Source organism: Amycolatopsis sp. NPDC003676 (genome assembly GCF_053587275.1).
This window is the reverse complement of the sequence record NZ_JBSFNS010000030.1, coordinates 65,969-88,887: the sequence shown is the minus strand read 5'-3', so window position 1 is coordinate 88,887 and position 22,919 is coordinate 65,969. Positions and strand designations below refer to the sequence as shown.

The window sequence follows — 22,919 nt, the reverse complement described above, 5'->3', positions numbered from 1 at the left end:
ACGGCCTGCTCACCGGTCGGTCGCACGTGGACACGCAGCGAGGACGCGCCCGTCGCGAAAAGCTCCACTTCGGACCAGGCGTACGGCAGTGGCGGATGACCGGTGGCCCGGCTTCTGGGGGCATGCCGGGCCACCGGTTCCGGGCGCGGCCGCCGGCCGGGCGCGGGGCGCGGTCCGCGCTGCCGGGGCCGAGGCTCCGGACGCGCCGGGGGCGGCGCGTTCCGTCCTGGCCATGGAAGCGCGACCGTGCAGGTCAGGGCAATGGTTCACAGTTGCCAGTACTAGCCCGTTCGCCGGAGTGGTACGGCGGTACAACCTGGTCCGGCGGCTGCTACCGTGCCTGTGTCGGACTCGGCACGGTCGGTTACCACTGGGGGCGGTCGACGAGAAATGGCGCAGCGACATGCGGGCCACGCGAGTCCGGACGCCGAAGGAGGCGCCCGGACCGCCTTCGCGAGCGCGCTGCGCGCCGCGATCGGAGCCAGCGGGCTTTCCCTGGACCGGATCCAAGCCCGGCTGCGCGCCCGCGGCGCGACGGTGAGCGTCACCGCGCTCAGCTATTGGCAGTCGGGCAAACGCCAGCCGGAACGGGCCGGATCGCTGTCGGCGGTGCGGGTGCTGGAGGAAATCCTCGACGTCCCCGACGGCGCGCTGCTCGGTCTTCTGCCGCCGCCCCGTCCGCGCGGCGCGAGCAGGCGCGACCGGGCGGGCGAGGAACCGGTCACCTTCACCCGCGAGATCCTCCAGCCGCTGCTGGACCGCGTCGGTGCCCCCGACGCGCTGGACCAGCAGCACCAGCTGAAGCTCGTCGGTTTGCACGACCGCTGCGACATCGCGGCCGACGGAGGCCAGCTCGCGGTCACCTCGCGCGCGGTGTTCCAGTCCGGTGCGGACGGTCAGGACCGCTGGCTGCTGGTGTACGCACAGGGTGACGCGACCGCGGTGCCCGACTTGCAGCCGGTGCGCAACTGCCGCGTCGGACGCGCCGAAGTGGACGACGACCACGGCATCCTGGTGGCCGAATTGCTCTTCGACCGCGCGCTGGAACGCGGCGAGACGCACCTCATCGAGTACACCCTGCGCAACTCCGGGCCGCCGTATCCGCAGTGCCGGGCGACCCACTACCGGGAATTCCGCCGCCCGGTCCGCGAGTACCTGCTGGAGGTCCGCTTCGATCCGACAGCCGTGCCCGCCCGCTGCTGGCAGTACGCGAACGCCACCGACGAAGCGCCCGCTCGGCGTCGGCTGCGGCTCGACAGCGGCAATGGGGTGCACGCGATCGCGCTGGACTTCGGGCCGGGGATTTTCGGCATCGGCTGGGGTTCGTGAATCCGGCGGCCGAACTGCGGGAGCTGACCGTTCTGGTCGACACGGGACGGTGGCGCGAGACGGTTCTGGACTCGGTGTGTCTTGTGGTGCCGCCGGGGCGGATTACCGCCTTGCTCGGCGAATCCGGGTGCGGCAAATCGATGGTCGCGGCGGCGCTGACGGGTTCGCTTCCTTCGGTCGCACACAAAACTGGGGAGATGTGCGTTCGTGGCAGCGTCGGACTGGTGCCTCAGTCCGGGGTCGCGGCGTTCGCCGCGGAGCGAACCGTCGGCGCGCAGTCGGACGAGCGGCAGCAGCTCTATCGTGGCCGGAGCGTCGAGGACGCCTGCAAGGCAGCGGTCTGTCCCGAGGAGACCCTGGATCTTTATCCGCACCAGCATTCCAGCGGGCAAATCCAGCGGGCCGCGCTCGCGGCGGCCTTGCTGTCCGAACCGGATCTGCTCGTGGCGGACGAACCCAGCGCCTCCCTCGACCGCGGCACCGCCTACGAGGTGTGGGCCACCCTGCGCGCCTATGCCGATGCTGGTGCCGCCGTGCTGGCCATTACCCACGACGGCGCGCTGCTTGCCGAGACCGGGTACGCCGACGCGATGGCGTTCATGCGCGACGGCCGCACCGTCGCCGCTGGGACGCTCGCCGAGATCCGCGCCCTCGCAGATCCTTACCTGCGAGGCTTCTTTCAGTGATCCCGCTCAGCTGAGCTTGGTCCGCAACACCTTCCCCGTCGCGTTGCGCGGAAGCTCGTCCAAGAACTCCACATCCCGCGGCACCTTGTAGCGCGCCAAATTCGCCTTCACGTACTCGCGCACGCCGTCCTCATCGAGCGTCGAACCCTCCGTGCGCACCACAAAAGCCTTGAGCCGCTCGCCGAAGTCCGGGTCCTCGACGCCGATCACCGCCGCCTCGAGGACGTCTTCCCGTTCCACCAACAGGTTTTCCACCTCGATCGGGAACACGTTCTCGCCGCCGGAGACGATCATTTCGTCGTCGCGGCCGTCGATGAACAGCAGGCCGTCCTCGTCGAAGTGGCCGACGTCGCCGCTGGAGAGGAGACCGTCGATGATTTCCTTGTTGCGGCCGTCGGTGTAGCCGCCGAAGCTCAGCCCGCTGCCGACGAACACCCGTCCGGTCACGTGCGGCTCGGTGATCTTGGCGCCGCGCTCGTCGTACAGCGCGACGCGGCAGCCGACCGGCGCGCGGCCGACCGTGCCTGGCGCGCGCTTCCAGTCCTCCGGCGTCGCGACCGTCGCCACCGCGACTTCCGTGGAGCCGTACAGGTTGTGCACGACGTCGCCGAATTCCTCGTTCGCCCGGTTGCCGAGATCCGGCGACAGCGCGGACCCGGCGACGAAGATGATCCGCAGGCACGACGTGTCGTAGCGATCGCGGACTTCCTTTGGCAGGTCGACGATCCGCTGCAGCATCGTCGGCACCAGAACGAGCGCGGTGCACCGATGCGTCGCGACGCCCTTCAGCGTCGCTTCCGGGTCGAACTTCCGGCGCATCACCACCGTGCAGCCGAGCGCGAAGCTGAGGATGAACTGCGACAGTCCGGTGCCGTGGAACAGCGGCGCGCCCATGAAGGTCGCTTCGCCGGAGCGCAGCGGGATGCGGTCCAGGAACTGCGCCGACGCCAGCGCGGACGTGTGCGGTCGCGGCGCACCCTTGGGGGTGCCGGTGGTGCCGCTGGTGAGCAGCACGAATCCGCCGGCTTTGGCGGGCGCGGGCACCGGGCGGTCGTCGGTGCTGGCGATGATCTCGGCGAGCACCGGGATCTCGTGGCCGCCCGGCTGGTCCACCCAGGCCAGGTAGCGGTCGAGGTCGCCGTCGATCGCGTCGAGCAGGCCGGTGAACTCCTGGTCGTAGACGAGCGCGGTGACGCCCTCGCGCTTGGCGACGTCGGCGAACTGCGGCTTGGCGAACCCGGTGTTCATCAGCAGCAGCCGCGCGCCGAGCTTGCCCGAGGCGGCCATCGTGAGCACGAGCCCGCGGTGGTCGCGGCACAGCGCGGCGATCACCGAACCGGGGCCGAGGCCGCGCTGCGACCAGGCGCGGGCGAGCGCGTTGGACTGGTCGTCGAGCTGTTTGAAGGTGAGCGGGCCGAGGTCGTCGACGATCCCGACGGCCGTCGAATCGCGCCGGGCCGCGATGTGGTTCGCGCCGGCGAACGGGCCGTACTTGCGGATCGCGACGAGGGAACGCAAGCCCTCGTCGAGGCGGGGGAACGGCACCAGCCCGGCACGGCGCATCACCTCGACGCTGCGCACGGTCTCGGTCAGCTTGCCTGCCACCTGGCCGGCCAGCTCGGCCACACTCATCCGGGCACCTCCATTGCTGCTGCGGGAGCGCCCACGCCGACGGTCTCCGTACCGCCGGTATGGGAGTTACTCGACAGTAAAGCAAGGCCCGGCCGCGCACCAGTGCCCGGCCGGGGAGGAAATCTCCGGTACCGGTCACTGGCTGTCCGCGAAGGGCTCCACGAGGGAATCTGAGTCCCTCGATGAGCCCGTCGCGAACCGCTGTGCGGAAATTGTCGGTGCTGGTCCGCACAATGTGACGGTGCAGGTGATCACCGGCCGGGAGGAAGAGTCCGGCTACACGATCGAGGGCCCCGCGGGGACCCTCCGCGGGCTGTCGCGCGCCGACTGGGCCGACGAGGTACGTCGGCTGGAAGCGGCCGAGAGCCCGCGCTGGGTGCTGCCCTCGGTCGAGGAGATCTACCCCGCGCTGGTCAAGGCCGGGGTGCGGCTGGGCCGGTGCTACGACCTGTCGCTCGCCGAAGGACTGCTGCTCGCCTACGAGGGCCGGGAGGGCGAATCGCGCAGCCTGCGGGCAGCGTGGGCCCGGGCGAACGGGGAGGAACCGCCCGACGACGGACCGGCCTTCGGCGAGGACGCCCAGCCCACGCTGTTCTCCCCGCGCGGCCCCGGCCTGCCAGCGGGCGTCACGGTCGTTGCCGCGGCCCGACGGGTCCTGGCTGAGCAGGAGAAACGCGTCGCCGCCACCGAGGCCCCCGCCCGGATGCGGCTGCTGCTCGCGGCCGAATCGGCGAGCGCGCTGGCCGCCGCCGAGATCTCCGCCGCCGGGCTCCCCTGGCGCGCCGACCGGCATCTGCAGTTGCTGGAAGAACGCCTGGGACCGCGCGTCCCCGCTGGTCAGCGCCCGAAAGCCCTCGTCGACCTCGCCGCGAAAATCTCCGCGGCGCTGGGCGGACGGCCCGTCAACCCCGACTCGTCGGCCAGCGTCGTCCGCGCGCTGGCCAGAGAGGGGATCGAAATCCCGGCGGCGCGGAAGTACCTGCTGCAGGACATCGACCACCCCGCCGTCGCGCCCCTGCTGGAGTACAAGGAACTGTCGCGGCTGCATTCGGCCAACGGCTGGGCGTGGCTGGACGAATGGGTCGCCGACGGACGATTCCGGCCGCACTTCGTCGTCGGCGGCGTCGTGTCCGGCCGCTGGGCCACCCGGGGCGGCGGAGCCCTGCAGATCCCGCGCGCGCTGCGTTCCTGCGCGTCCGCGGATCCCGGCTGGAAACTCGTCGTCGCCGACGGCGCACAACTCGAGCCGCGCGTCCTCACCGCTTTGTCCGGCGACCGCCGCCTGGCCGAAGTCGCCGCGGCGACCGATTTGTACGCCCGCTTGGCCGAAGCGCTGTTCTCCGGCACGCGCTATGTCCCGCTCCGCCCCGGGGACACGCGAGACGACCGTTCGCGCGCGAAGATCGCCATGCTGTCCGCGATGTACGGCGGCACGTCTGGCGAGGCTGGGCCGCTGCTCGCGTTGCTGCGCCAGCGTTTCCCGGACGCGGTGTCCTATGTGGAGCATGCCGCCGCCGCGGGCGAGCGGGGCGAGCGGGTCCGGTCGAGGCTGGGCCGTACGTCTCCGGCTCCGTCGGCAGCTTGGCGCGCCTTGACCGGCGGGCTCACCGAGGACGAAGCGACGGAAACTCGCGCGCGCCGGGCGTCCCGCAGCTGGGGGCGGTTCACGCGGAACTTCGTGGTGCAGGCCAGCGCGGCTGATCTGACCGCGGTCTTGCTGGCCACTTTGCGAGGACGGCTGCCGGATCCGGCGCATTTGGTGTTCTTCCTGCACGACGAGGTGATCGTGCACGCGCCTGCCGAGCTGGCGGACGAGGTCGCGGACATCGTGGAGACGTCGATCCAGGAAGCCGCGAGGCTGGTCTTCGGAGAGGCGTGCCCGGTGCGATTTCCCATGGACGCGAAATCGGTGGACAATTATGCGGAGGCGAAGTGATCAGCTGACCCAGGTTTCCCATCAACCACATGGCGGCATCCGGGAAATCCGTTCGGGGGAACGCGGTGTTGCCGTCGGTCGCACTCGTCACGGGATATTCCACCGCAAAGGCGCTATCCGCCAGGCGCCGATGATCAGTACCTTCGTGCTCCATGGCGGGGAGAAAAAGGAAAAGCAAAAACAGCAGTCTTTGGAGCTTTCTGGCGTTTATCGCGGTCATCGCCCTGTGGGCGATCCCGGCGATCGGGCCCGGCGTCATCGCGGCCCTGTCGGCCTTCGTGGTGCTCTACGGCCTCTTTCAAGCACCGACCTGGTGTTGCGCGCCTACCCGGAAGAACGAGTTCTGCCGCAACAACGCCAACGGCATCCTGCTCGGCTGCCACCTCCGGCAGCACAAATGGCAGAAGCTCAAGATGGCGTTCAAGGAGCAAGCTCCGGCGAAAGCGCTCCGAAGAATGCTCAGCAACCTGAACGGAGTGGCAGCTTCGCTTTCCGCCGCCGCAGGCACGGTTTCAGCCAGCGCCGCCACCGTCACGCTCCTGGTGAAGTGATCCTCAGGCCAGAGCGTCGTCCAACGCCTTGGTGATTCGCTTCAGCGAAACCGGATGCGCCGTCCCCAACGTCTGTGCGAAGAAGCTCACCCGAAGCTCCTCGATCATCCACCGCACCTCCGCCAGCGCGGGCGAAGACGTCCCGGGCGGCAAAGCAGCCAACGCGTCCTGGTATTCCTTCGTGATCCACGCGACGTCGGCCATCCGCTGCAAGTCCCGCGTCTGCTCCAGCGGCAGTTTCTCCAGTCGCCGCTCGATGCCGCGCAGGTACCGGACCACGTTCGACAGCCGTCCGGCACCCGTTTCCGTCACGAAGCCCTTGTGCACCAAGCCATCCAGCTGACGACGGATGTCCGCCAGCGACTCGGCCGGGCCGCGGGTGTCCGCCAGGCGCGTTTCGACGTCGATGGCCGCGCGCAGGATCCGCTCGACCTCCGTCAACACCTCCAGCACCTTCGGGTTCAAGCCCGCCCGCACCTTTTCCAGCAGCGCGGCGAAACCCGCCTCGTCCCAGACCGGGCCGCCCGCCGAGGCCATCAGCGCGTCGACGGCGCAGTCGACGCAATCCTCCAGCAGGCCCGCGACACTGCCGTGCGGATTGCGGTTCAGCACGAGCTTCGAGGAGTTCGACAGCGACCGCGTAATGAACTTCATCGGCGAGTTCAGGTTCAGCCGCAGCATTCGCCGCGTGCCGGACCACATCGCGTGTTGCTGTTCGGCGGGCGTGTCCAGCAGCCGCACGGCCACCGACGCGCCCTCGTCCACCAGCGCCGGATACGCCTTCACGTCGTGGCCGCGCCGGGTCGAAGCGAAGACCTTCGGCAGCTCGCCGAACGACGGCTGCACCAGACCGGCCTTCTCAATGCTGTTGGCAGCCTTGGAAATAGTCTCCCGCACCCGCGGCGCGAGACGGCGCTTCAGCTCGTCCAGGTCCTTGCCCTCGGCCACCCGCTTGCCGCGCTCGTCCACCACGCGGAAGGTGATCCGGAGGTGGTCCGGCACCGTCGAGAGGTCCCACGCCGAATGCGGGACGTCGATGCCGCGCATCGCGTGCAGCTCGTCGCCGAGGATGTCGAGCAGCGGACCGTCCGAAGGGGACATTCGCGTCAACGCATCAGCGGCGGTGTCGGGAGCGGGAACGAAGTTGCGCCGCAACGTTTTCGGCAGCGATTTGATCAGCTGCGTCGCCAGTTCGCCGCGCAGGCCGGGCACCTGCCAGTCGAAGCCGTCCGGCGTGACCTGGTTCAGCACCGGCAGCGGGATGTGCACGGTCACGCCGTCGGCGTCCGCTCCGGGTTCGAACTGGTAGGTCAGCTTGAAGACGTGCGTGCCCTGCGTCCACGAGTCCGGGTAGTCCGATTCGCGGACCGCGCCCGCGACCTCGTTGATGAGCATGGACTTCTCGAACGACAGCAGGTCCGGCTCGTTCCGCCGCGCCTTCTTCCACCAGCTGTCGAAGTGCCGCACGGACACGACGTCCTCAGGCACTCGCGCGTCGTAGAACTCGTACAGCGTCTGGTCGTCCACCAGGATGTCGCGCCGCCGGGCACGATTCTCCAGGTCCTCGACCTCGTCGAGCAGCGCGCGGTTCTCGGCGAAGAACCGGTGGTTCGTGTGCCAATCGCCCTCGACCAGCGCGTGCCGGATGAACATCGCGCGCGAGATCTCCGGGTCGATCCGGCCGTAGTTCACCCGCCGGTCCGCTATGAGCGGCACGCCGTACAGCGTCACCTTCTCCGTCGCCATCACCGCGCCCTGCTTGCGTTCCCAGTGCGGCTCCGAATACGAACGCTTCACCACGTGCTGCGCGAGCGGTTCGACCCAGTCCGGCTCGATCCGCGCGTTGACCCGGCCCCACAGCCGCGACGTCTCGACCAGTTCGGCCGACATCACCCAGCGCGGCTGCTTCTTGAACAGCGCCGAACCGGGGAACACCGAGAACCGGGCCCCGCGTGCGCCGAGGTAGTCGCCCTTCGCCGGGTCCTTGAGCCCGATGTGCGACAGCAGCCCGGAAATCAGCGCCGTGTGCACGTGCTGCGGTTCGGCGGGCGTGGTGCTGAGCGTGATGCCGAGCGGTTTGGCGAGCTGGCGCAGCTGGCCGAAGATGTCCTGCCACTCGCGGATCCGCAGGTAGTTCAGGTATTCGGTGCGGCACATCCGGCGGAACTGGTTGCCGGTCAACGTCTTCTGCTGTTCGCTGACGTACTCCCACAGCTTGAGGTAGGAGAGGAAGTCCGACGTCGGGTCCGCGAACCGGGAGTGCTGCGCGTCGGCGGCCTGCTGCTTCTCCGCCGGCCGCTCGCGCGGGTCCTGAATGGACAGTGCGGCGGCGATGATCATCACCTCGCGCACGCAGCCGTTCCGCGCGGCCTCCAGCACCATCCGGCCCATCCGCGGGTCCACCGGCAGCAGCGCGAGCTTGCGGCCGACCTCGGTGAGCTTCGAGGAATCGCCGGTCTCGAACGCGCCGAGTTCCTGCAGCAGCTGCACCCCGTCGGTGACCTGGCGGCGGTCCGGCGGCTCCACGAACGGGAACGCGTTCATGTCGCCGAGCCCGAGCGACGTCATCTGCAGGATGACCGACGCCAGGTTCGTCCGCAGGATCTCCGGATCGGTGAACTCCGGCCGCGATTCGAAGTCTTCCTCGGAGTACAGCCGGATGCAGATGCCGTCGGAGGTACGCCCGCAACGCCCCTTGCGCTGGTTGGCCGACGCCTGCGAGACCGCCTCGATCGGCAGCCGCTGCACCTTCGTGCGGTGGCTGTAGCGCGAGATGCGCGCGGTGCCCGGGTCGATCACGTACTTGATCCCGGGCACGGTCAGCGACGTCTCGGCGACGTTCGTGGCCAGCACGATCCTGCGTCCGGTGTGCCGCTGGAACACGCGGTGCTGATCGGCCGCGGAGAGCCGCGCGTACAGCGGCAGCACCTCGGTGTTCCGCAGGTCCAGCCGGTTCAGCACGTCCGCGGTGTCGCGGATTTCGCGCTCGCCGGAAAGGAACACGAGGATGTCGCCCGGCGCCTCGCCGGACAGCTCCTGCACCGCCTCGGCGATCGCCTGCGTCTGGTCGCGGTCCGGGTCGCCCTCGGGCTCGTCCGGGTCCACGAGCGGGCGGTAGCGCACCTCGACCGGGTAAGTCCGGCCGGAGACCTCGACGATCGGCGCGTCGTCGAAATGCCGCGAGAACCGCTCCGGGTCGATGGTCGCCGAGGTGATGATCACCTTCAGGTCGGGACGGCGCGGCAGCAGCTGCTTGAGGTAGCCGAGGATGAAGTCGATGTTGAGGCTGCGCTCGTGCGCCTCGTCGATGATCAGCGTGTCGTACTGGCGCAGCATCCGGTCGGTCTGGATCTCGGCCAGCAGGATGCCGTCGGTCATCAGCTTGACCAGGGTGTCCTGGCCGGACTGATCGGTGAACCGGACCTTGTAGCCGACGGTGTCGCCCAGTTCGGTCTTCAGCTCGCTGGCGATCCGGTCGGCGACCGTGCGCGCGGCGAGCCGGCGCGGCTGGGTGTGCCCGATCTGCCCGCGCACGCCGCGGCCCAGCTCCAGGCAGATCTTCGGCAGCTGCGTGGTCTTGCCCGAACCGGTCTCCCCCGCGACGATCACCACCTGGTGGTCGCGGATCGCGTCGCCGATCTCGTCCTTGAGCCTGCTGACCGGCAGCTCGGCGGGGTACTCGATCTTCGGCACGCTTTCGCGGCGCTGCTGCACGCGCAGCAGCGCCGTTTCGACGTCGGCGGCGATGCGCTCGGCCGTCTCCTGCTTGGCACGAGACCGGCGCGCGCCGTCGAGACGACGACGGAGCCGGTACTCGTCGCGCAGCATCAGTTCGGGCAGCTGGGCGCGCAGCTCTGCGAAGGGGGATGGAGTGGACATACTTGGGCCAAGGATAGCCGTGCGTGACCGCCGTGGCTTCCGAATATGCCGCGAGTGACAGCCGCCGCTCCCCCGTTCACGACACCGGGGCCGGGCGCGGCCGCACGAGCTTGGCCGGAAGCAGCCAGGTCAGCCGGTCCGAGCGGAGCACGGCGAGCGGTCCGATCACGGCCAGGAGCAGCACGTATCCGGCGACGAACGGGGCCACCCGCGAGTCGAGCCCGGCCGCGGTCGCCATCGTCGCCAGGACCAGCGAGAACTCGCCCCGGGTCAGCACGGTCAGGCCGATGTTCACGCCTTCCTGCCGGTCGAAGCCGTGCAGCCGGGCCGCGAACGCACCAGCGGCGAGGTTCAGCACCAGCGTCAGCACGACCGCGGCGATGACCGGGAGGACGACTGTGCCGACCGCGCCCGGATCGATCGACAGCCCGAAGATGAAGAAGAACAACGCGCCGAACGCGTCCCGCAGCGGCAGCACCAGCTTGTGCACCCGCGGCGCGACCTGGGAATTGCCGAGCATCATGCCGACCATGAACGCGCCGATCGCGTCGGAAACGCCCACTTCCTCGGCTACCGCGGCGCCGAGCACAGCCACGCCGACGAAGCAGACGGTGAGCAGCTCGTCATCCGCTGAGCCGAAGAGGCGCGACACCAGCCGTCCGCCCCAGCGAGCCAGCGCGGCGAGCACGAGCAGGAAGCCGAACGCCTTGCCGAAGTCGGCGAGCGCCGCGCCGAAGCCGTCGGCACCGCTGAGCACCGGCTGCAGCAGCGCCAGGTAGAGCGCGAGGAACAGGTCTTCCAGCACGACGATGCCCATGATGAGGCGGGATTCCCGGTTGTTCATCCGCCGGGTTTCCAGGAGCAGCTTGGTGACGATGGCCGAGGACGAAATGCCGATCGCGCCGGCGATCACCAGCGCCTCGCGCGTGCCCCAGCCGAGCGCGAAGCCGAACGCGAGCCCGCCGCCGATGTTCAGCACGAGGTAGGCCAGCCCCGCCCAGGCGAGTCTGGCGCCGCCGCGGGCGAGGTCGTCGAGCGAGAACTCCAGTCCGAGATAGAAGAGCAGGAACACGAGGCCGAGCCCGGCCAGCACGCCGAACTCGGCCGGATCGTCCACAAGGGACAGTCCGGGGGTGTGCGGGCCGAAGACGAAACCGGCCAGCATGAACAGGGGAATCGTGGGCAGCCCGATCCGGGCGCCGACGCGGGCGAGGGCGCCGGCGGCGAGAAACGCGCCGCCGACGGCCAGCAAAGCATGACCGTTGCTCATGAAATCCTCTTGAGAGCCGGGTACAGGCGGGAAACGGGTACTCAGCAATCAGGAGGGGCCCGCGCCGCGGCGGGTGCGGGGGCGCGGTCCAGTTCCACCGGCGATGCGGCGGAAACCGGGACGGTGCACCAGCCCGGCCGGGCAAGACGGATCTCGCCCGGGGCGTCGGCGAGCGGCAGCGGGTGCGCGGCGACGAGATGCGGGCCCTGTTCCTGGACCAGGGCCGGTTCGGGGTCGTGCGGACGCGGGCCGGACGGTCCCGGGCCGGGGACCGCGACGCCGAGCAGGAGCAGCGCGGCGAGCACCAGGACGAGGATGGACCGGTGCCGCGGCGCGGAAGCGGCGGCAGCAGTCGTCATCTCGAGCCGAGTTTACCATGTCTTTAACGTGCGCTGGCGGCTCTCGCTGGCGTCCATAGTGGACAGTCCAACGGAGACTCCTGCCGTTCCAGCGGATTTTCGGCCGCTTTCAGGCAATCTTCATCGTCCACAGTGGACAGCTCGCGTTCACATCCGTGAAAAATTTTCGCATCCCTTGCCTCGCGGCTTCACGCTCGGTTATCGTGGCGCTACGCCGCAGCAGTATCCGGAACCGGTCATTCGCCGGTCCGGCCGCCTTGCCCACGTACCGCGGAAAGGGATTCCCCTCATGCGCAAGACGATGCGGCCCACGCTGGTCGCCGGTCTCACGGCCGCCTCGGCCCTCGCCCTCGTGTTCAGCACCCCCGCTCTCTCGGCCGCCGCCGTGCCGGCCCCGCTCGCCGCCTCGGCGCCCGTGCTGGGCTCCGGCGGCGACCTCGCGTCTCCGGAGAAGAAGGAGATCGCGATGCAGCTGGTGTCGAGCGCGGAAAACTCGTCGCTCGACTGGAAGAAGCAGTACTCCTACATCGAGGACATCAAGGACGGTCGCGGCTACACCGCGGGCATCATCGGGTTCTGTTCCGGCACCGGCGACATGCTCGAGCTGGTGCAGGCCTACACCAAGTCCGTGCCGGACAACCCGCTCGCGAAGTTCTTGCCAGCGCTGGAAAAGGTCAACGGTTCCGATTCGCACGAAGGGCTCGGCGCGCCGTTCGAGAGCGCGTGGAAGGAAGCCGCGGGCACCCAGGAATTCCAGGACGCGCAGAACAGCGAGCGCGATCGCGTGTACTTCGACCCGGCGGTGAACCAGGGCAAGTCGGACGGTCTCGGCGCGCTCGGCCAGTTCATCTACTACGACGCGATCGTGATGCACGGCCCCGGCACGAGCACTGACAGCTTCGGCGGGATCCGCGACGCCGCGCTTTCGAAGGCGAAGCCACCGTCCCAGGGCGGCGATGAAACCGCGTACCTCAAGGCATTCCTCGACGCGCGCAAGGTGGTCATGAAGAAGGAAGAGGCGCACGCGGACACGTCTCGCGTCGACACGGAACAGCTGGTGTTCCTCAACGACGGCAACCTTGATCTGCACACGCCGCTGAAGTGGCAGGTCTACGGCGACCCGTACGAGATCAACTGAACCCCCAGCAGGTTCTCACGGTCACCGCGCACGGCGCGTCCGCGTGGGACCACGACGGCGACCGCTGGGTACGGGCACTCGGTCCGTACCCAGCGGAAGTCGGCGCGCAAGGAATCGGCGTCGCACGCGAAGGACTTTCCCTTACGCCAGCCGGAATCTGGCCGCTCACCGAGGCTTTCGGCATCGAGCCGAACCCCGGCACCCGGCTCCCCTACCGGCAGGTGACCACTTCGGACTGGTGGGTGTCCGATGTGCACTCTCCGCTGTACAACACGCATTACCGAGGCACGTCAGGCCCGTTCGATGAAGCGGCGGGCGAGAATCTCGGTGCGGCGGGCCCGGCGTACGCGCACGCGGTGGTGATCGACTACAACCGCTCGCCGGTCGTGCCCGGTGCCGGTTCGGCGTTCTTCCTGCACGTGGCCACCGGCGGACCGACCGCTGGCTGCGTCGCGCTCGCCGTCGAAGACCTCATCGCGGTGCTGCGTTGGCTCGACCCCGCGCGAAACCCCGTCATCGCAATAGCTGAGCAACCGTCCGCGTATTGACGATCCGGTCCGGCTCGATGCCCGCCTCTTCCGCCCGCTCGCAGCCGTAGACCTGCCAATCGAGCTGCCCGGGCGCGTGCGCGTCGCTGTCGATCGCGAACTCGCACCCCAGCTCGACGGCCTGGCGCAGCAACCTCATCGGCGGGTCGAGCCGGTCAGGCCGCGAATTGATCTCCACCGCCACCCCGTTCTCCCGGCAGGCGGTGAAGACCTTCTCCGAGTTGAACTGCGACTCCGGCCTGCTGCGTCCGCCGACCAGCCGTCCGGTGCAGTGCCCCAGCACGCGGACATGCGGATTCTCGACGGCGGCCAGCATCCGCGGCGTCATCTCCCTCGCCGGCATGCGGAGCTTCGAATGCACGCTCGCCACCACGAAGTCGAGCCGGTCCAGCAGCTTCTCGGTCTGGTCGAGCGCACCGTCGTCGAGGATGTCGACTTCGATGCCGTGTAGCAGGCGAAACGGGGCCAGCTGCTCGTTCACCCGCGCGACCTCATCCATCTGCGCGCGCAGCCGCTCCGGGGACAGGCCGCGCGCGACGGTCAGCCGCGGCGAATGGTCGGTGAGCACGATCCACTCGTGCCCCAGCTCGCGCGCAGTCTCGGCCATCTCGAGGATCGGGCTGCCGCCGTCGGACCAGTCGGAGTGCGTGTGACAGTCGCCGCGAAGCGCCGTACGCAGCGCACCGCCGTCCGGCAGCTTCTTCTCGGGCAGCTTCGCCGCGTACGCAGGCGTGCGGTCGTGCCACGCGTCTTCGATAACCCCGGCAGTGGCTTTGCCGATCCCCTTCAACGCCTGAAGCGTCTTCGCACCGACGCGCGACGCTAGTTCGTCTTCGGAGAGCTTGTCGACCACCGCGGCGGCCTGACGGAACGCGCGCACCCGGTAAGTCGGTTCACCGGCGCGTTCGAGCTGGAAGGCGATGTCGCGCAGGGCGCGGGCCGGGTCCATGCCTCCTGTTTTACCCGTTCAGCCGCGCCGAGGCAGCTCATGCAGCTCGACGTCGCCGAGACGGCCGTTTTTGAGCTCCGCGGTCTGGTAGGTGCAGTACGGCTGCCGCCTCCGGTCGGTGGGCGAACCCGGGTTGAGCAGCCGCAGCCCGCCGGGCGTCACCGAATCCCACGGGATGTGGCTGTGGCCGAAGATCAGCACGTCGACGTCCGGATACAAGGCGTCGCACCGCTTCGCGCGGCCCTTCGCGTCGCCAGTTTCGTGTACCACCGCCAGCCGGACGCCTTCCAGCGTCTCGCGAGCGACCTCCGGCAGCCGTTTCCGCAGTTCAGGGCCGTCGTTGTTGCCATAAACGCCGATCAGCCGGGCGCTGCGGGCCTCAAGAGCGTCGAGAGTGTCGACGTCGACCCAGTCGCCCGCGTGCACCACGACGTCCGCCTTCGCGACTTCGTCCCAGACCTGTGCGGGCAGTTCCTTCGCCCGCTTCGGCAGATGAGTGTCCGCGAGAAGCAGCAACCGCACGCCGTCACTCCTCCCCGATCGCCTCGAGCACGTGGTCGAGGAACGCCGCGATGTGCGCGCGCAGCAGCTCGGCCGCGCCGTCCTCGTCGCCCTTCTTCGCGGCGGCGAGCACCGCCTTGTGCTCGTTCCATTCCTTGCGCCAGCTGGGATTCGCGTCCCAGCCGACCACGGTGATCAGCGCCGCGCGGTCGCGCAGATCGTCCAGCATCGACACCATCAACGGGTTTCCGCAGCCCGCGTACAGCGCGCGGTGGAACCGCCGGTTCAGCAGGCTCAACGTGGTCTGGTCAGCGTCCGCGCTCGACGCTTCCTTGAGGACCTGCGCGGCCTCGTCGAACGCTGTGCGGTCCGAAGACCGGATGGCGCGGCGCAGCGCTTCGGGCTCCAGCACCATCCGCACGTCGTAGACCGACCGCGCCAGCTCCGCGTCGACCACGCACACCGACGCGCCCTTGTACGGGCTGAACGTGACCAGCCCGGTGTTGGACAGCACCTTGAGCGCCTCGCGCACGGGCGTCTTCGACACCCCGAGCCGCGCGGCCAGCTCCGCCTCCACGAGCTGCTGACCGGGCACCAGCTCGCGGGCGAGAATGCCGCGCCGGATCTCCTCCAGCACCACCTCGGTGCGGGAGGCGGGGAGGCTGAACGTGGACGGCATGCCGACCCTCCTGGCTTTCGCGCTCGTCCCCGCACATTCAACCAGGCGGGCGTCTCCGAGCGTCGACACGTACGATCATATATCAGATGCCATCCGCCGACCGAGGAGACGCAGCCCGATGAAGGCACCCGAGGACTTGCGCAGCCACCGCTGGTTCGGCGGCGACGACCTGCGGAATTTCAGCCACCGCACCCGCGCCCGGCAGCTCGGCTACGAGCCGGAGGAGCACCTCGGCAAGCCGGTGATCGGCATCCTCAACACCTGGAGCGACATCAACCCGTGCCACCAGCACCTGCGCGAACGCGCGGAGCAGGTCAAGCGCGGCGTGTGGCAGGCGGGCGGGTTCCCGCTGGAGTTCCCGGTGGCGACGCTGTCGGAGACGTATCAGAAGCCGACGCCGATGCTGTACCGGAATCTCTTGGCAATGGAGACCGAGGAACTGCTGCGGTCGTATCCGGTCGACGGCGCGGTGCTGATGGGCGGCTGCGACAAGACCACCCCGGCGCTGCTGATGGGTGCGGCGAGCGCCGGGCTGCCGTCGATTTTCGTGCCCGCCGGGCCGATGCTGCGCGGAAACTGGCGCGGCGAAGTGCTCGGCAGCGGCACCGACATGTGGAAGTACTGGGACGAACGGCGCGCGGGCACGATCGGCGACCGCGAGATGGCCGAGCTGGAACGCGGTCTCGCCCGCTCCCCCGGCCACTGCATGACGATGGGCACCGCGTCCACCATGACGTCCGCCGCCGAGGTGCTCGGGCTGACGCTGCCCGGCGCGGCGTCGATCCCGGCGGTCGATTCCGCGCACCACCGGATGGCGGCGGCGACCGGCGCGCGAATCGTGGGCATGGTGTGGGAGGACCTCACGATCGCGAAGATCCTCGACGAGCGCGCGTACGCCGACGCGATCACCACTGTACTGGCGCTCGGCGGGTCGACCAACGCGGTGATCCACCTGATCGCGATGGCCGGACGCAGCGGGATTTCGTTGTCCCTGAAGGATTTCGACGAGATCGCCCGGCGGGTGCCGGTGCTGGCGAACATCCGGCCGGGCGGCGATTGGCTGATGGAGGACTTCTATTACGCGGGCGGCCTGCCCGGGTTGTTGTCCCGCTTGACCGACTTGCTGCACCTCGACCGCATCACTGTCACCGGGCGTCCGCTCGCCGATTCCCTCGCCGACGCCCGCGTGCACAACGACGACGTGATCCGCCCACGCGACAACCCGGTCTCCAGCGAAGGCGGCGTGGCCGTGCTGCACGGAAACCTCGCGCCCGGCGGCGCGGTGATCAAGCACATCGCCGCCGCCCCCGCGCTGCTTACGCACACCGGTCCGGCAGTGGTTTTCGACAATTACCAGGACCTGAAGAAGCGCATCGACGACCCGGCATTGGGCATTACCGCCGATTCCGTATTGGTGCTGCGCGGATCCGGTCCGCTCGGCGGTCCCGGGATGCCCGAGTACGGCATGCTGCCGATCCCGGCGCACCTGCTGGAACAAGGCGTCCGAGACATGGTGCGGATCTCCGACGCCAGGATGAGCGGCACCAGCTACGGCGCGTGCGTGCTGCACGTGGCACCGGAATCGCACGTCGGCGGGCCGCTCGCGCTCGTCCGCGACGGCGACCTGATCACCCTGGACGTGCCTTCGCGGACGTTGCAGCTGCAAGTGGACGACGCCGAACTGCAGCGTCGTCTCGCTTCGTGGGCCGCCCCTGCGCCGCGGTTCGAACGAGGTTACGGTGCGCTGTACGCGGAGCACATCACGCAGGCCGACGAGGGCTGCGACTTCGACTTCCTCGCCCGCGCCGGCGCCAATCCGGAACCGGACGCCGGGTGACCGGTTTGTTCCGCTGGGGGCAGTAGTCCGGCATGTCCGGCTCGGCCCGTACGCTGTGCCCTTGACCGCAGCGAATCGAAGGGGTCGTGAGGTGCAGTACGAACCGCGCTGGCCGGAAACCGACAGCGACCAGACCGAGGTCCTGCCGGTCGTGCCGCCCGAGGAACCTCCGTCCCCGCCGCGAAGGCGGGGCCTGCGCAAAGCGGGCTGGATCAGCGGCGGCGTGCTCGGCGTCCTGGTCGTCGCCTACCTCATCGACCTGCTGACCAGCCAGGGCCGGGTGCCGCGCGGCGTCGTCGTGGCCGGCGTGGACGTCGGCGGGCTGGAGCGGCCGGTCGCCGAACGCGAGCTGCGCGGGAAGATCGAGCCGCGGCTCACCCAGCCGCTCACCGTCACCGCGGGCAACGCGCACACCAAGCTGTCGCCGACCGAGGCCGGGCTGGGCCTGGACTGGAGCGGCACTCTCGACCAGGCAGGCGACCAGCCGATCAACCCCTTCACCCGGCTCGCGTCGTTCTTCAGCACCCGGGAACTGGGCGTCGTTTCGCACACCGAGGCCGACAAACTCGACCCGGCGCTCGAGGACCTGCGCGGACGCGTCGACCGGGAGCCGGTCGAGGGCACGATCCGGTTCGACGGCACCACCCCGGTCGCGGTCCCGCCGCAGGCCGGGCAGAAGCTGGACGTCGCGGCGGCGCGCGCGAAGGTGCTGAGCGGCTGGGCTTCCAGCAACGAGCTGACGCTCCCGGTCGCGCCGACGCCGGTGCGCACCACCGCCGAGGGCGTCCAGCGGGCGTTGACCGAGTTCGCCAAGCCCGCGGTGTCCGCGCCGATCGTGGTCAAGGGCGAAGGCGCGGACGCGACGCTGACGCCGGAGCAGATCGCCGGGGCGCTCACGTTCGTGCCCGGCGACGGCGGCGGCCTCGCCCCGCAGGTCGACCCGAAAAAGGTCACCGACGCGCTCGCGCCGCAGCTGAAGTCCACCGAGCAGGAGGGCAAGGACGCGGCCATCGCGTTCTCCGGCGGCAAACCGGTCGTCGAACCGTCCGCGGACGGCAACACGGTCGACTGGGAGCAGAGCCTCAAGCCGCTGCCGAACACGCTCAAGCAGACCGACAGCCGCGAGCTGAAGGCGATCTACAAGAAGACGCCGGCGAAGGTCACCACCGAGCAGGCGGACAAGCTGGGCGTCAAGGAAGTCATCGGCGAATTCAGCACCGGCGGGTTCGCGCCCGACTCCGGCACGAACATCCGCGTGGTCGCCGAGAAGGTGAACGGCGCGATCGTGAAGCCGGGAGAAACGTTCAGCCTCAACGGGTTCACCGGCCCGCGCGGGCGTCCGCAGGGCTACGTCGAGGCGGGCGTGATCGAGAACGGCGCGCCTGCTCGCGAGGTCGGCGGCGGCATTTCGCAGTTCGCCACCACGCTGTACAACGCGGCGTACTTCTCCGGGATGAAGGACGCCGGGCACAAGGAACACAGCTACTACATCAGCCGTTATCCGGCCGCGCGCGAGGCGACGGTGTTCCAGAACCCCAATGGCGCCAGCGTGATCGACCTGAAGTTCACGAACGACTCGGACACCGGCGTCGCGATCCAGACCGTCTGGACGCCGTCGTCGATCACCGTGAAACTGTGGGGCACCAAGCGGTACACCGTCGAATCGGTGCCCGGCGAGCGGTCGAACCCGACGCCTCCGCCGACGAAACCGGGTCCGGCGGAGAACTGCCACGCGTCCAACGGCGCGCCCGGTTTCACCGCGAGCGACACCCGGATCCTGCGCGACGCGTCGTCGGGCCGGGAGGTTTCGCGGCACACGCGGTCGGTCCGCTACAACCCGCAGCCGAAGATCACCTGCGGGGAGTAGCGAGTCGCTGCATCGTGGCGGCCACCGCCAGATCGACGGCGAAGGAAAACTCCGCTTCGTGATCGCACCGCGCCAGATGCGGCGCGGATTCGACGACGGCGGGAAGTTCGGTCTGCTCCAGTTCGGCGCGGCGGTGGGCGATTCCGGCCTCGTCGGTGACGCCGAACGCCGGTCCCGCGCCCGCCTCGCGCAGGAGCGAGCCGACCACGACGGCGAGGAGCGAACGCAGCAGGTGCACGGCTTCTTCGGGGGACGCGCCTGCCTTGCGCAGCACCGAAAGCACCGCCTCGACCGGGGCGAGTGCGGCGATCGACGGCAACTGTCTGGTTAGGACGAGCGCGGCGGCCTGCGGATGCGCGCGCGTTGCTTTCCGGAAGGACTGGGCGATCGCGCGCAGGTCTTCTTCGGGCTGCCCGGTCAAGTCCGGGAGGTCGATCCCGCCGAGCACGTGCCCGGCGACAGCGTCGAGCAAGGCTTCTTTGCCGTCGATGTGGTGGTAGAGGCTCTTCGCGTCCACGCCGAGGCGCTGCCCGACGGTCCGCATGCTCACCGCTGCCGCGCCGTCGGCGTCGACTACTTCCAGCGCGGCCGTCAGGATCGCCTCCCGCGACAGCCGGGCGTCTCCCTTGCGCGGGCGTCCCCGGCGCGTCGTGGTGTTCACGGCTCCATCATGGCGCACTTGCGGTTAACCCACACTGTGGATTAAATTGCGGTTCCCCTCTCCCGGCTTGGAGGAACCCGTGGACCCGTTGGCCATCCCCGCGCCCGAAGTGCTGCGAGCCCGGCAAAAGCTCGTCCTCGACCACTTCCGCGACGAGGTGCGCCAGGACTGGGACGACGTGCTGGCGACGTTCCCGCACCCGCGCTACGAGATCGTCCCGACGATGACCGTGCACGACGGCGATGCCGCGGTGCGCGGCTACTACGACGAAACGCGTCGCGCTTTTCCCGATCAAGACCACGAAATCATTGCCTTGCGGCACAGCGTGGATGCGGTAATCGTTGAATTCTGGCTTCTCGGCACACATCGCGGGGCGCTCGGGAAGATTCCGCCGACCGGGCAGCGGTTCCGGGTCCGGATGACCGCGTACTTCCTGTTCGACGCCGACGAACGGCTGGTGTGCGAACGTATCTACTTCGACACGCTCACCATGCTCCGCCAGCTGCTGAGCGCGTACGACATCCGGAAACCCGCCTCGTGGCCCAAGCTGGTTCGCGCGGTGCGCGGGCTGCTGGCGATGTCCGGAACCCCGGATCCTCGGCTCTCCGACACCACTCCGCCCGCTTTTTGTCGGTGACCCCGCGTACAGTCGTGCGCACACCACGGGAAGGGGGAACCGGTGTCCGACGACGCGGCCATGGGGCTTTACGGACTCACCAAACGGTTCGGGACCACGCTGGCAGTAGACAATGTGGGGCTGGAAGTGCCACGGGGGTCGTTCTTCGGCCTCGTCGGCCCCAACGGAGCTGGCAAAACGACGTCGCTGTCGATGGCGGTCGGGCTGCTGAGGCCCGACGCCGGCGAGGCGCGCGTGTTCGGGGTGGACGTCTGGCGGGAACCGGAACGGGCGAAAAGCCTGATCGGCGTTCTTCCGGACGGCTTGTCCATTCCGGAGCGGCTCACCGGGCGGGAACTGCTGACGTACATGGGCTTGCTGCGCGGGCTCGCGCCGGACACGGTCGCCGAACGCGCCCAGGAACTGCTCGGCGTGCTGGAGCTGACGGACGCCGAGCGCACCCTCGTCATCGACTATTCCGCGGGCATGCGCAAGAAGATCGGCCTCGCGACGGCGTTGCTGCACGGGCCGCGGCTGTTGGTGCTGGACGAGCCGTTCGAAGCGGTGGACCCGGTTTCCGCGTCGACGATTCGCACGATCCTGCAGCGGTTCGTCGCTTCCGGCGGCGCGGTCGTGCTGTCGAGCCACGTGATGGCGTTGGTGGAACAGCTGTGCAGCCACGTCGCGGTGATCACGCGCGGGCGCGTCGTCGCCGCGGGCGCGGTGGCGGACGTGCGCGGCGAAGGCACGCTGGAAGACGCGTTCGTGCACATTGTCGGCGGGCGGACCGGTGGAGCGGAGGGGCTGGCGTGGTTGGCGTCCTCGTCCGACTGAAGCTGCGGGTCCTGCGCAATTCGCTGCGCGGGCGGCAGATCGCCGGAATGATCGTCGGCGGCATTTTCGGTCTGCTGGCGGCCCTGTTCACCATCGGCATCGCGGTGTTCCCGGCTCCGGAAGCGCGGATCACGGTCGACCTGCTCACCTCGGTCTACGCGGTGTGGATGGCGGGCTGGGTGCTCGCGCCGATCGCGACCGGCGGCGGGGACGACACCCTGCGGCCGGAGCACTTCGCGCTGCTGCCGATCGGCCGCCGGAAGCTGGCGGTCGGCCTGCTCGCGGCGAGTTTCGTGGGCGTGACAGCGCTGGTGAGCCTGCTGGCGTTCCTCGGCTTGGTGTTCTACGGGCTGCGGTTCGGCGCCGGGGCGGCGGTCGTCGGGCTCGTGTTCACCGTGCTGCAGCTGGCGTTCGTGGTGTTGCTGTACCGCGTGGTGATGGCCGCGCTCGGCACGCTGCTGACGTCGCGCAAGGGCAAGGAACTGGGCATCATCCTGGTGGCGCTCACCGGGTTGTCCGGCGTCGCGGTGAACTACGTGATGCGCAGCGTCGGCCCCGCGATCGTCACCGGCCAGATGCCCGGCTTCGTCAGCGTCATGCACGCCCTGCCGTCCGGATGGGGCACCCTCGCGGTGCACGCCGCCGGAGTCGGCGAATGGGGCACCGTCGGCGGCCTCTTCGCCGCACTGCTCGGGTCAGTAGCGGTCTTGGTCCTGGTCTGGGGCGCGCTGCTGGCCCGCCAGGTCACCACCCCTTCCTTCCGCGGCGCCTCCCGCACCCGAGCGAAGGGCACCCGCACGAAGCGCAGCCTGCTCCCTGCCACCCCGATCGGTGCGGTGGCGCGCAAGGAGCTCTACACCTGGTGGCGAGACGCCCGCCGACGCGTCGCTCTGCTGTCGACGCTGCTCATCGGTTTCGTCATCACCGTCGTGCCAGCCCTGTCCGGCGGTGGCGGCGGACAGTCGGTGATGCTGCCGTATTTCGGTGTCGCAGTGGTGATTTTCGCGTCCATGCAGTCCGGCAACCTGTACGGAATGGACGGCAGCGCGCTGTGGCACACGCTCGTCGTCCCCGGCGCCGAACGCGCCGACGTGCGCGGCCGACAGCTGGCGTGGGCCCTGATCGTCGCTCCCATCGCCGTGGTGCTGGCGCTGGTCCTGCCCGGCGTCACCGGCGTGCCGGGGGCGTACCCGTGGGTCCTCGGCCTAGTCCCGGCGACCCTGGGCGCCGGAGCCGGAATCCTGATGCTGCAATCGGTCTTCCTGGCGTTCCCGCTGCCGGATCAACGCCGCAGCGGCAGCCCGTGGTCGTCCGGCGGCCGCCCCGGCTGTGCCCGCGGCGCCATGATGCTGGCGACAACCCTGCTCATCGTGCTCGGCGCGTTGCCGGTGGTGGCGCTGTGCGTGGCCGGAAAGCTGGCGGACCTGCCGGTGCTGCAGTGGCTGGGCATTCCGGTCGGCATCGCGACCGGCGTCGCCTTGGCGTGGTGGTGGGGTTCGCTCGCCCAGAAACGGCTGGTGGAGCGGGGCCCGGAGCTGCTGGCGACCGTCTCCAAGGAACGGTGACAGATTTTTCTTGCCGGATTTTTCCGCCGGGTTGTCGACTGGCGTCACGTGCGTTCGTAGCCAAGGTAAGAGACCCGGCTTG

19 protein-coding genes are annotated in these 22,919 nt (G+C 69.4%); 11 read left to right on the top strand and 8 right to left on the bottom strand.

Going from position 1 to position 22,919, the window contains the following annotated elements:
* Nucleotides 1-390 precede the first annotated feature (390 nt).
* Both ACWDNU_RS19860 and ACWDNU_RS19855 read left to right on the top strand, forming a co-directional pair.
* Nucleotides 391-1,329 (top strand): hypothetical protein, encoded by a 939-nt coding sequence (locus ACWDNU_RS19860; protein WP_449669952.1) that lies wholly within the window; start codon nucleotides 391-393, stop codon nucleotides 1,327-1,329.
* Entirely contained in the window at nucleotides 1,326-2,015 is a 690-nt protein-coding gene (locus tag ACWDNU_RS19855) for an ATP-binding cassette domain-containing protein (RefSeq protein ID WP_449669951.1), read from the top strand. The genes ACWDNU_RS19860 and ACWDNU_RS19855 overlap by 4 nt, the downstream gene beginning before the upstream one ends.
* Before the next feature lie 6 nt (nucleotides 2,016-2,021).
* Here the strand turns inward: ACWDNU_RS19855 and ACWDNU_RS19850 are convergent, their stop codons facing one another.
* Nucleotides 2,022-3,647: an acyl-CoA synthetase gene (locus tag ACWDNU_RS19850; protein WP_449669950.1), complete on the bottom strand. Its 1,626-nt coding sequence runs from the start codon at nucleotides 3,645-3,647 to the stop codon at nucleotides 2,022-2,024.
* Between the two features lie 241 nt (nucleotides 3,648-3,888).
* On the opposite strand from ACWDNU_RS19850, the gene ACWDNU_RS19845 reads away from it, so the two are divergent.
* A complete protein-coding gene (locus ACWDNU_RS19845; RefSeq protein WP_370935271.1) occupies nucleotides 3,889-5,583 on the top strand; it encodes a bifunctional 3'-5' exonuclease/DNA polymerase in 1,695 nt (564 codons plus the stop codon).
* Nucleotides 5,584-5,735: 152 nt separating this feature from the next.
* Nucleotides 5,736-6,134 (top strand): hypothetical protein, encoded by a 399-nt coding sequence (locus tag ACWDNU_RS19840; protein WP_449669949.1) that lies wholly within the window; start codon nucleotides 5,736-5,738, stop codon nucleotides 6,132-6,134.
* Nucleotides 6,135-6,137: 3 nt separating this feature from the next.
* Here the strand turns inward: ACWDNU_RS19840 and hrpA are convergent, their stop codons facing one another.
* The 3 genes from hrpA to ACWDNU_RS19825 form a co-directional block, all read right to left on the bottom strand.
* On the bottom strand, nucleotides 6,138-10,013 hold the full coding sequence (gene hrpA, locus ACWDNU_RS19835) for an ATP-dependent RNA helicase HrpA (RefSeq protein ID WP_449669948.1): 3,876 nt from the start codon (nucleotides 10,011-10,013) through the stop codon (nucleotides 6,138-6,140).
* Nucleotides 10,014-10,089: 76 nt separating this feature from the next.
* Nucleotides 10,090-11,283, bottom strand: a complete 1,194-nt coding sequence (locus ACWDNU_RS19830) for a cation:proton antiporter (RefSeq protein WP_449669947.1) — start codon at nucleotides 11,281-11,283, stop codon at nucleotides 10,090-10,092.
* A 41-nt stretch (nucleotides 11,284-11,324) separates the two neighbouring features.
* Nucleotides 11,325-11,642, bottom strand: coding sequence for a hypothetical protein (locus ACWDNU_RS19825; protein WP_370935267.1), 318 nt, complete (start codon nucleotides 11,640-11,642; stop codon nucleotides 11,325-11,327).
* Between the two features lie 289 nt (nucleotides 11,643-11,931).
* On the opposite strand from ACWDNU_RS19825, the gene ACWDNU_RS19820 reads away from it, so the two are divergent.
* Entirely contained in the window at nucleotides 11,932-12,780 is an 849-nt protein-coding gene (locus ACWDNU_RS19820; RefSeq protein ID WP_449669946.1) for a chitosanase, read from the top strand.
* On the top strand, nucleotides 12,744-13,328 hold the full coding sequence (locus ACWDNU_RS19815; RefSeq protein ID WP_449669945.1) for a L,D-transpeptidase family protein: 585 nt from the start codon (nucleotides 12,744-12,746) through the stop codon (nucleotides 13,326-13,328). Before ACWDNU_RS19820 ends, ACWDNU_RS19815 begins: the two co-directional genes overlap by 37 nt.
* Here ACWDNU_RS19815 and ACWDNU_RS19810 read toward each other — a convergent pair.
* From ACWDNU_RS19810 to ACWDNU_RS19800, 3 genes are read right to left on the bottom strand one after another with little or no spacing between them, the layout of a single operon-like run.
* On the bottom strand, nucleotides 13,294-14,277 hold the full coding sequence (locus ACWDNU_RS19810; RefSeq protein ID WP_449669944.1) for a PHP domain-containing protein: 984 nt from the start codon (nucleotides 14,275-14,277) through the stop codon (nucleotides 13,294-13,296). The genes ACWDNU_RS19815 and ACWDNU_RS19810 overlap by 35 nt on opposite strands.
* Before the next feature lie 18 nt (nucleotides 14,278-14,295).
* Entirely contained in the window at nucleotides 14,296-14,799 is a 504-nt protein-coding gene (locus tag ACWDNU_RS19805) for a metallophosphoesterase family protein (protein ID WP_449669943.1), read from the bottom strand.
* Nucleotides 14,800-14,803: 4 nt separating this feature from the next.
* The gene (locus tag ACWDNU_RS19800) at nucleotides 14,804-15,457 is read right to left on the bottom strand and encodes a GntR family transcriptional regulator (protein WP_370935262.1); all 654 of its coding nucleotides are present in this window, start codon (nucleotides 15,455-15,457) and stop codon (nucleotides 14,804-14,806) included.
* A 118-nt stretch (nucleotides 15,458-15,575) separates the two neighbouring features.
* Between ACWDNU_RS19800 and araD the strand changes: the two genes are divergently transcribed.
* On the top strand, nucleotides 15,576-17,294 hold the full coding sequence (araD, locus tag ACWDNU_RS19795; RefSeq protein ID WP_449669942.1) for an L-arabinonate dehydratase: 1,719 nt from the start codon (nucleotides 15,576-15,578) through the stop codon (nucleotides 17,292-17,294).
* A 91-nt stretch (nucleotides 17,295-17,385) separates the two neighbouring features.
* Entirely contained in the window at nucleotides 17,386-19,161 is a 1,776-nt protein-coding gene (locus ACWDNU_RS19790; protein ID WP_370935260.1) for a VanW family protein, read from the top strand.
* Here the strand turns inward: ACWDNU_RS19790 and ACWDNU_RS19785 are convergent.
* A complete protein-coding gene (locus tag ACWDNU_RS19785) occupies nucleotides 19,145-19,822 on the bottom strand; it encodes a TetR/AcrR family transcriptional regulator C-terminal domain-containing protein (RefSeq protein WP_370935259.1) in 678 nt (225 codons plus the stop codon). The two genes, ACWDNU_RS19790 and ACWDNU_RS19785, sit on opposite strands and share 17 nt — an antisense overlap.
* Before the next feature lie 79 nt (nucleotides 19,823-19,901).
* On the opposite strand from ACWDNU_RS19785, the gene ACWDNU_RS19780 reads away from it, so the two are divergent.
* Genes ACWDNU_RS19780 through ACWDNU_RS19770 form a run of 3 tightly spaced genes read left to right on the top strand, consistent with a single transcriptional unit; the run spans nucleotide 19,902 to nucleotide 22,837 of the window.
* Complete coding sequence (locus ACWDNU_RS19780) at nucleotides 19,902-20,459, top strand: ester cyclase (RefSeq protein ID WP_449669941.1); 558 nt, start codon at nucleotides 19,902-19,904, stop codon at nucleotides 20,457-20,459.
* Nucleotides 20,460-20,501: 42 nt separating this feature from the next.
* Entirely contained in the window at nucleotides 20,502-21,272 is a 771-nt protein-coding gene (locus tag ACWDNU_RS19775) for an ABC transporter ATP-binding protein (protein ID WP_370935257.1), read from the top strand.
* A complete protein-coding gene (locus ACWDNU_RS19770) occupies nucleotides 21,248-22,837 on the top strand; it encodes a hypothetical protein (RefSeq protein ID WP_449669940.1) in 1,590 nt (529 codons plus the stop codon). The genes ACWDNU_RS19775 and ACWDNU_RS19770 overlap by 25 nt, the downstream gene beginning before the upstream one ends.
* Nucleotides 22,838-22,919 lie beyond the last annotated feature (82 nt).

What these genes read in the sequence shown, in the direction of transcription:
- ACWDNU_RS19860 (WP_449669952.1), top strand. Translation starts at nt 391, where the DNA reads ATGGCGCAGCGACATGCGGGCCACGCGAGTCCGGACGCCGAAGGAGGC.
- ACWDNU_RS19850 (WP_449669950.1), bottom strand. Translation starts at nt 3,647, where the DNA reads ATGAGTGTGGCCGAGCTGGCCGGCCAGGTGGCAGGCAAGCTGACCGAG.
- ACWDNU_RS19840 (WP_449669949.1), top strand. Translation starts at nt 5,736, where the DNA reads ATGGCGGGGAGAAAAAGGAAAAGCAAAAACAGCAGTCTTTGGAGCTTT.
- hrpA (WP_449669948.1), bottom strand. Translation starts at nt 10,013, where the DNA reads ATGTCCACTCCATCCCCCTTCGCAGAGCTGCGCGCCCAGCTGCCCGAA.
- ACWDNU_RS19830 (WP_449669947.1), bottom strand. Translation starts at nt 11,283, where the DNA reads ATGAGCAACGGTCATGCTTTGCTGGCCGTCGGCGGCGCGTTTCTCGCC.
- ACWDNU_RS19825 (WP_370935267.1), bottom strand. Translation starts at nt 11,642, where the DNA reads ATGACGACTGCTGCCGCCGCTTCCGCGCCGCGGCACCGGTCCATCCTC.
- ACWDNU_RS19820 (WP_449669946.1), top strand. Translation starts at nt 11,932, where the DNA reads ATGCGCAAGACGATGCGGCCCACGCTGGTCGCCGGTCTCACGGCCGCC.
- ACWDNU_RS19810 (WP_449669944.1), bottom strand. Translation starts at nt 14,277, where the DNA reads ATGGACCCGGCCCGCGCCCTGCGCGACATCGCCTTCCAGCTCGAACGC.
- ACWDNU_RS19800 (WP_370935262.1), bottom strand. Translation starts at nt 15,457, where the DNA reads ATGCCGTCCACGTTCAGCCTCCCCGCCTCCCGCACCGAGGTGGTGCTG.
- araD (WP_449669942.1), top strand. Translation starts at nt 15,576, where the DNA reads ATGAAGGCACCCGAGGACTTGCGCAGCCACCGCTGGTTCGGCGGCGAC.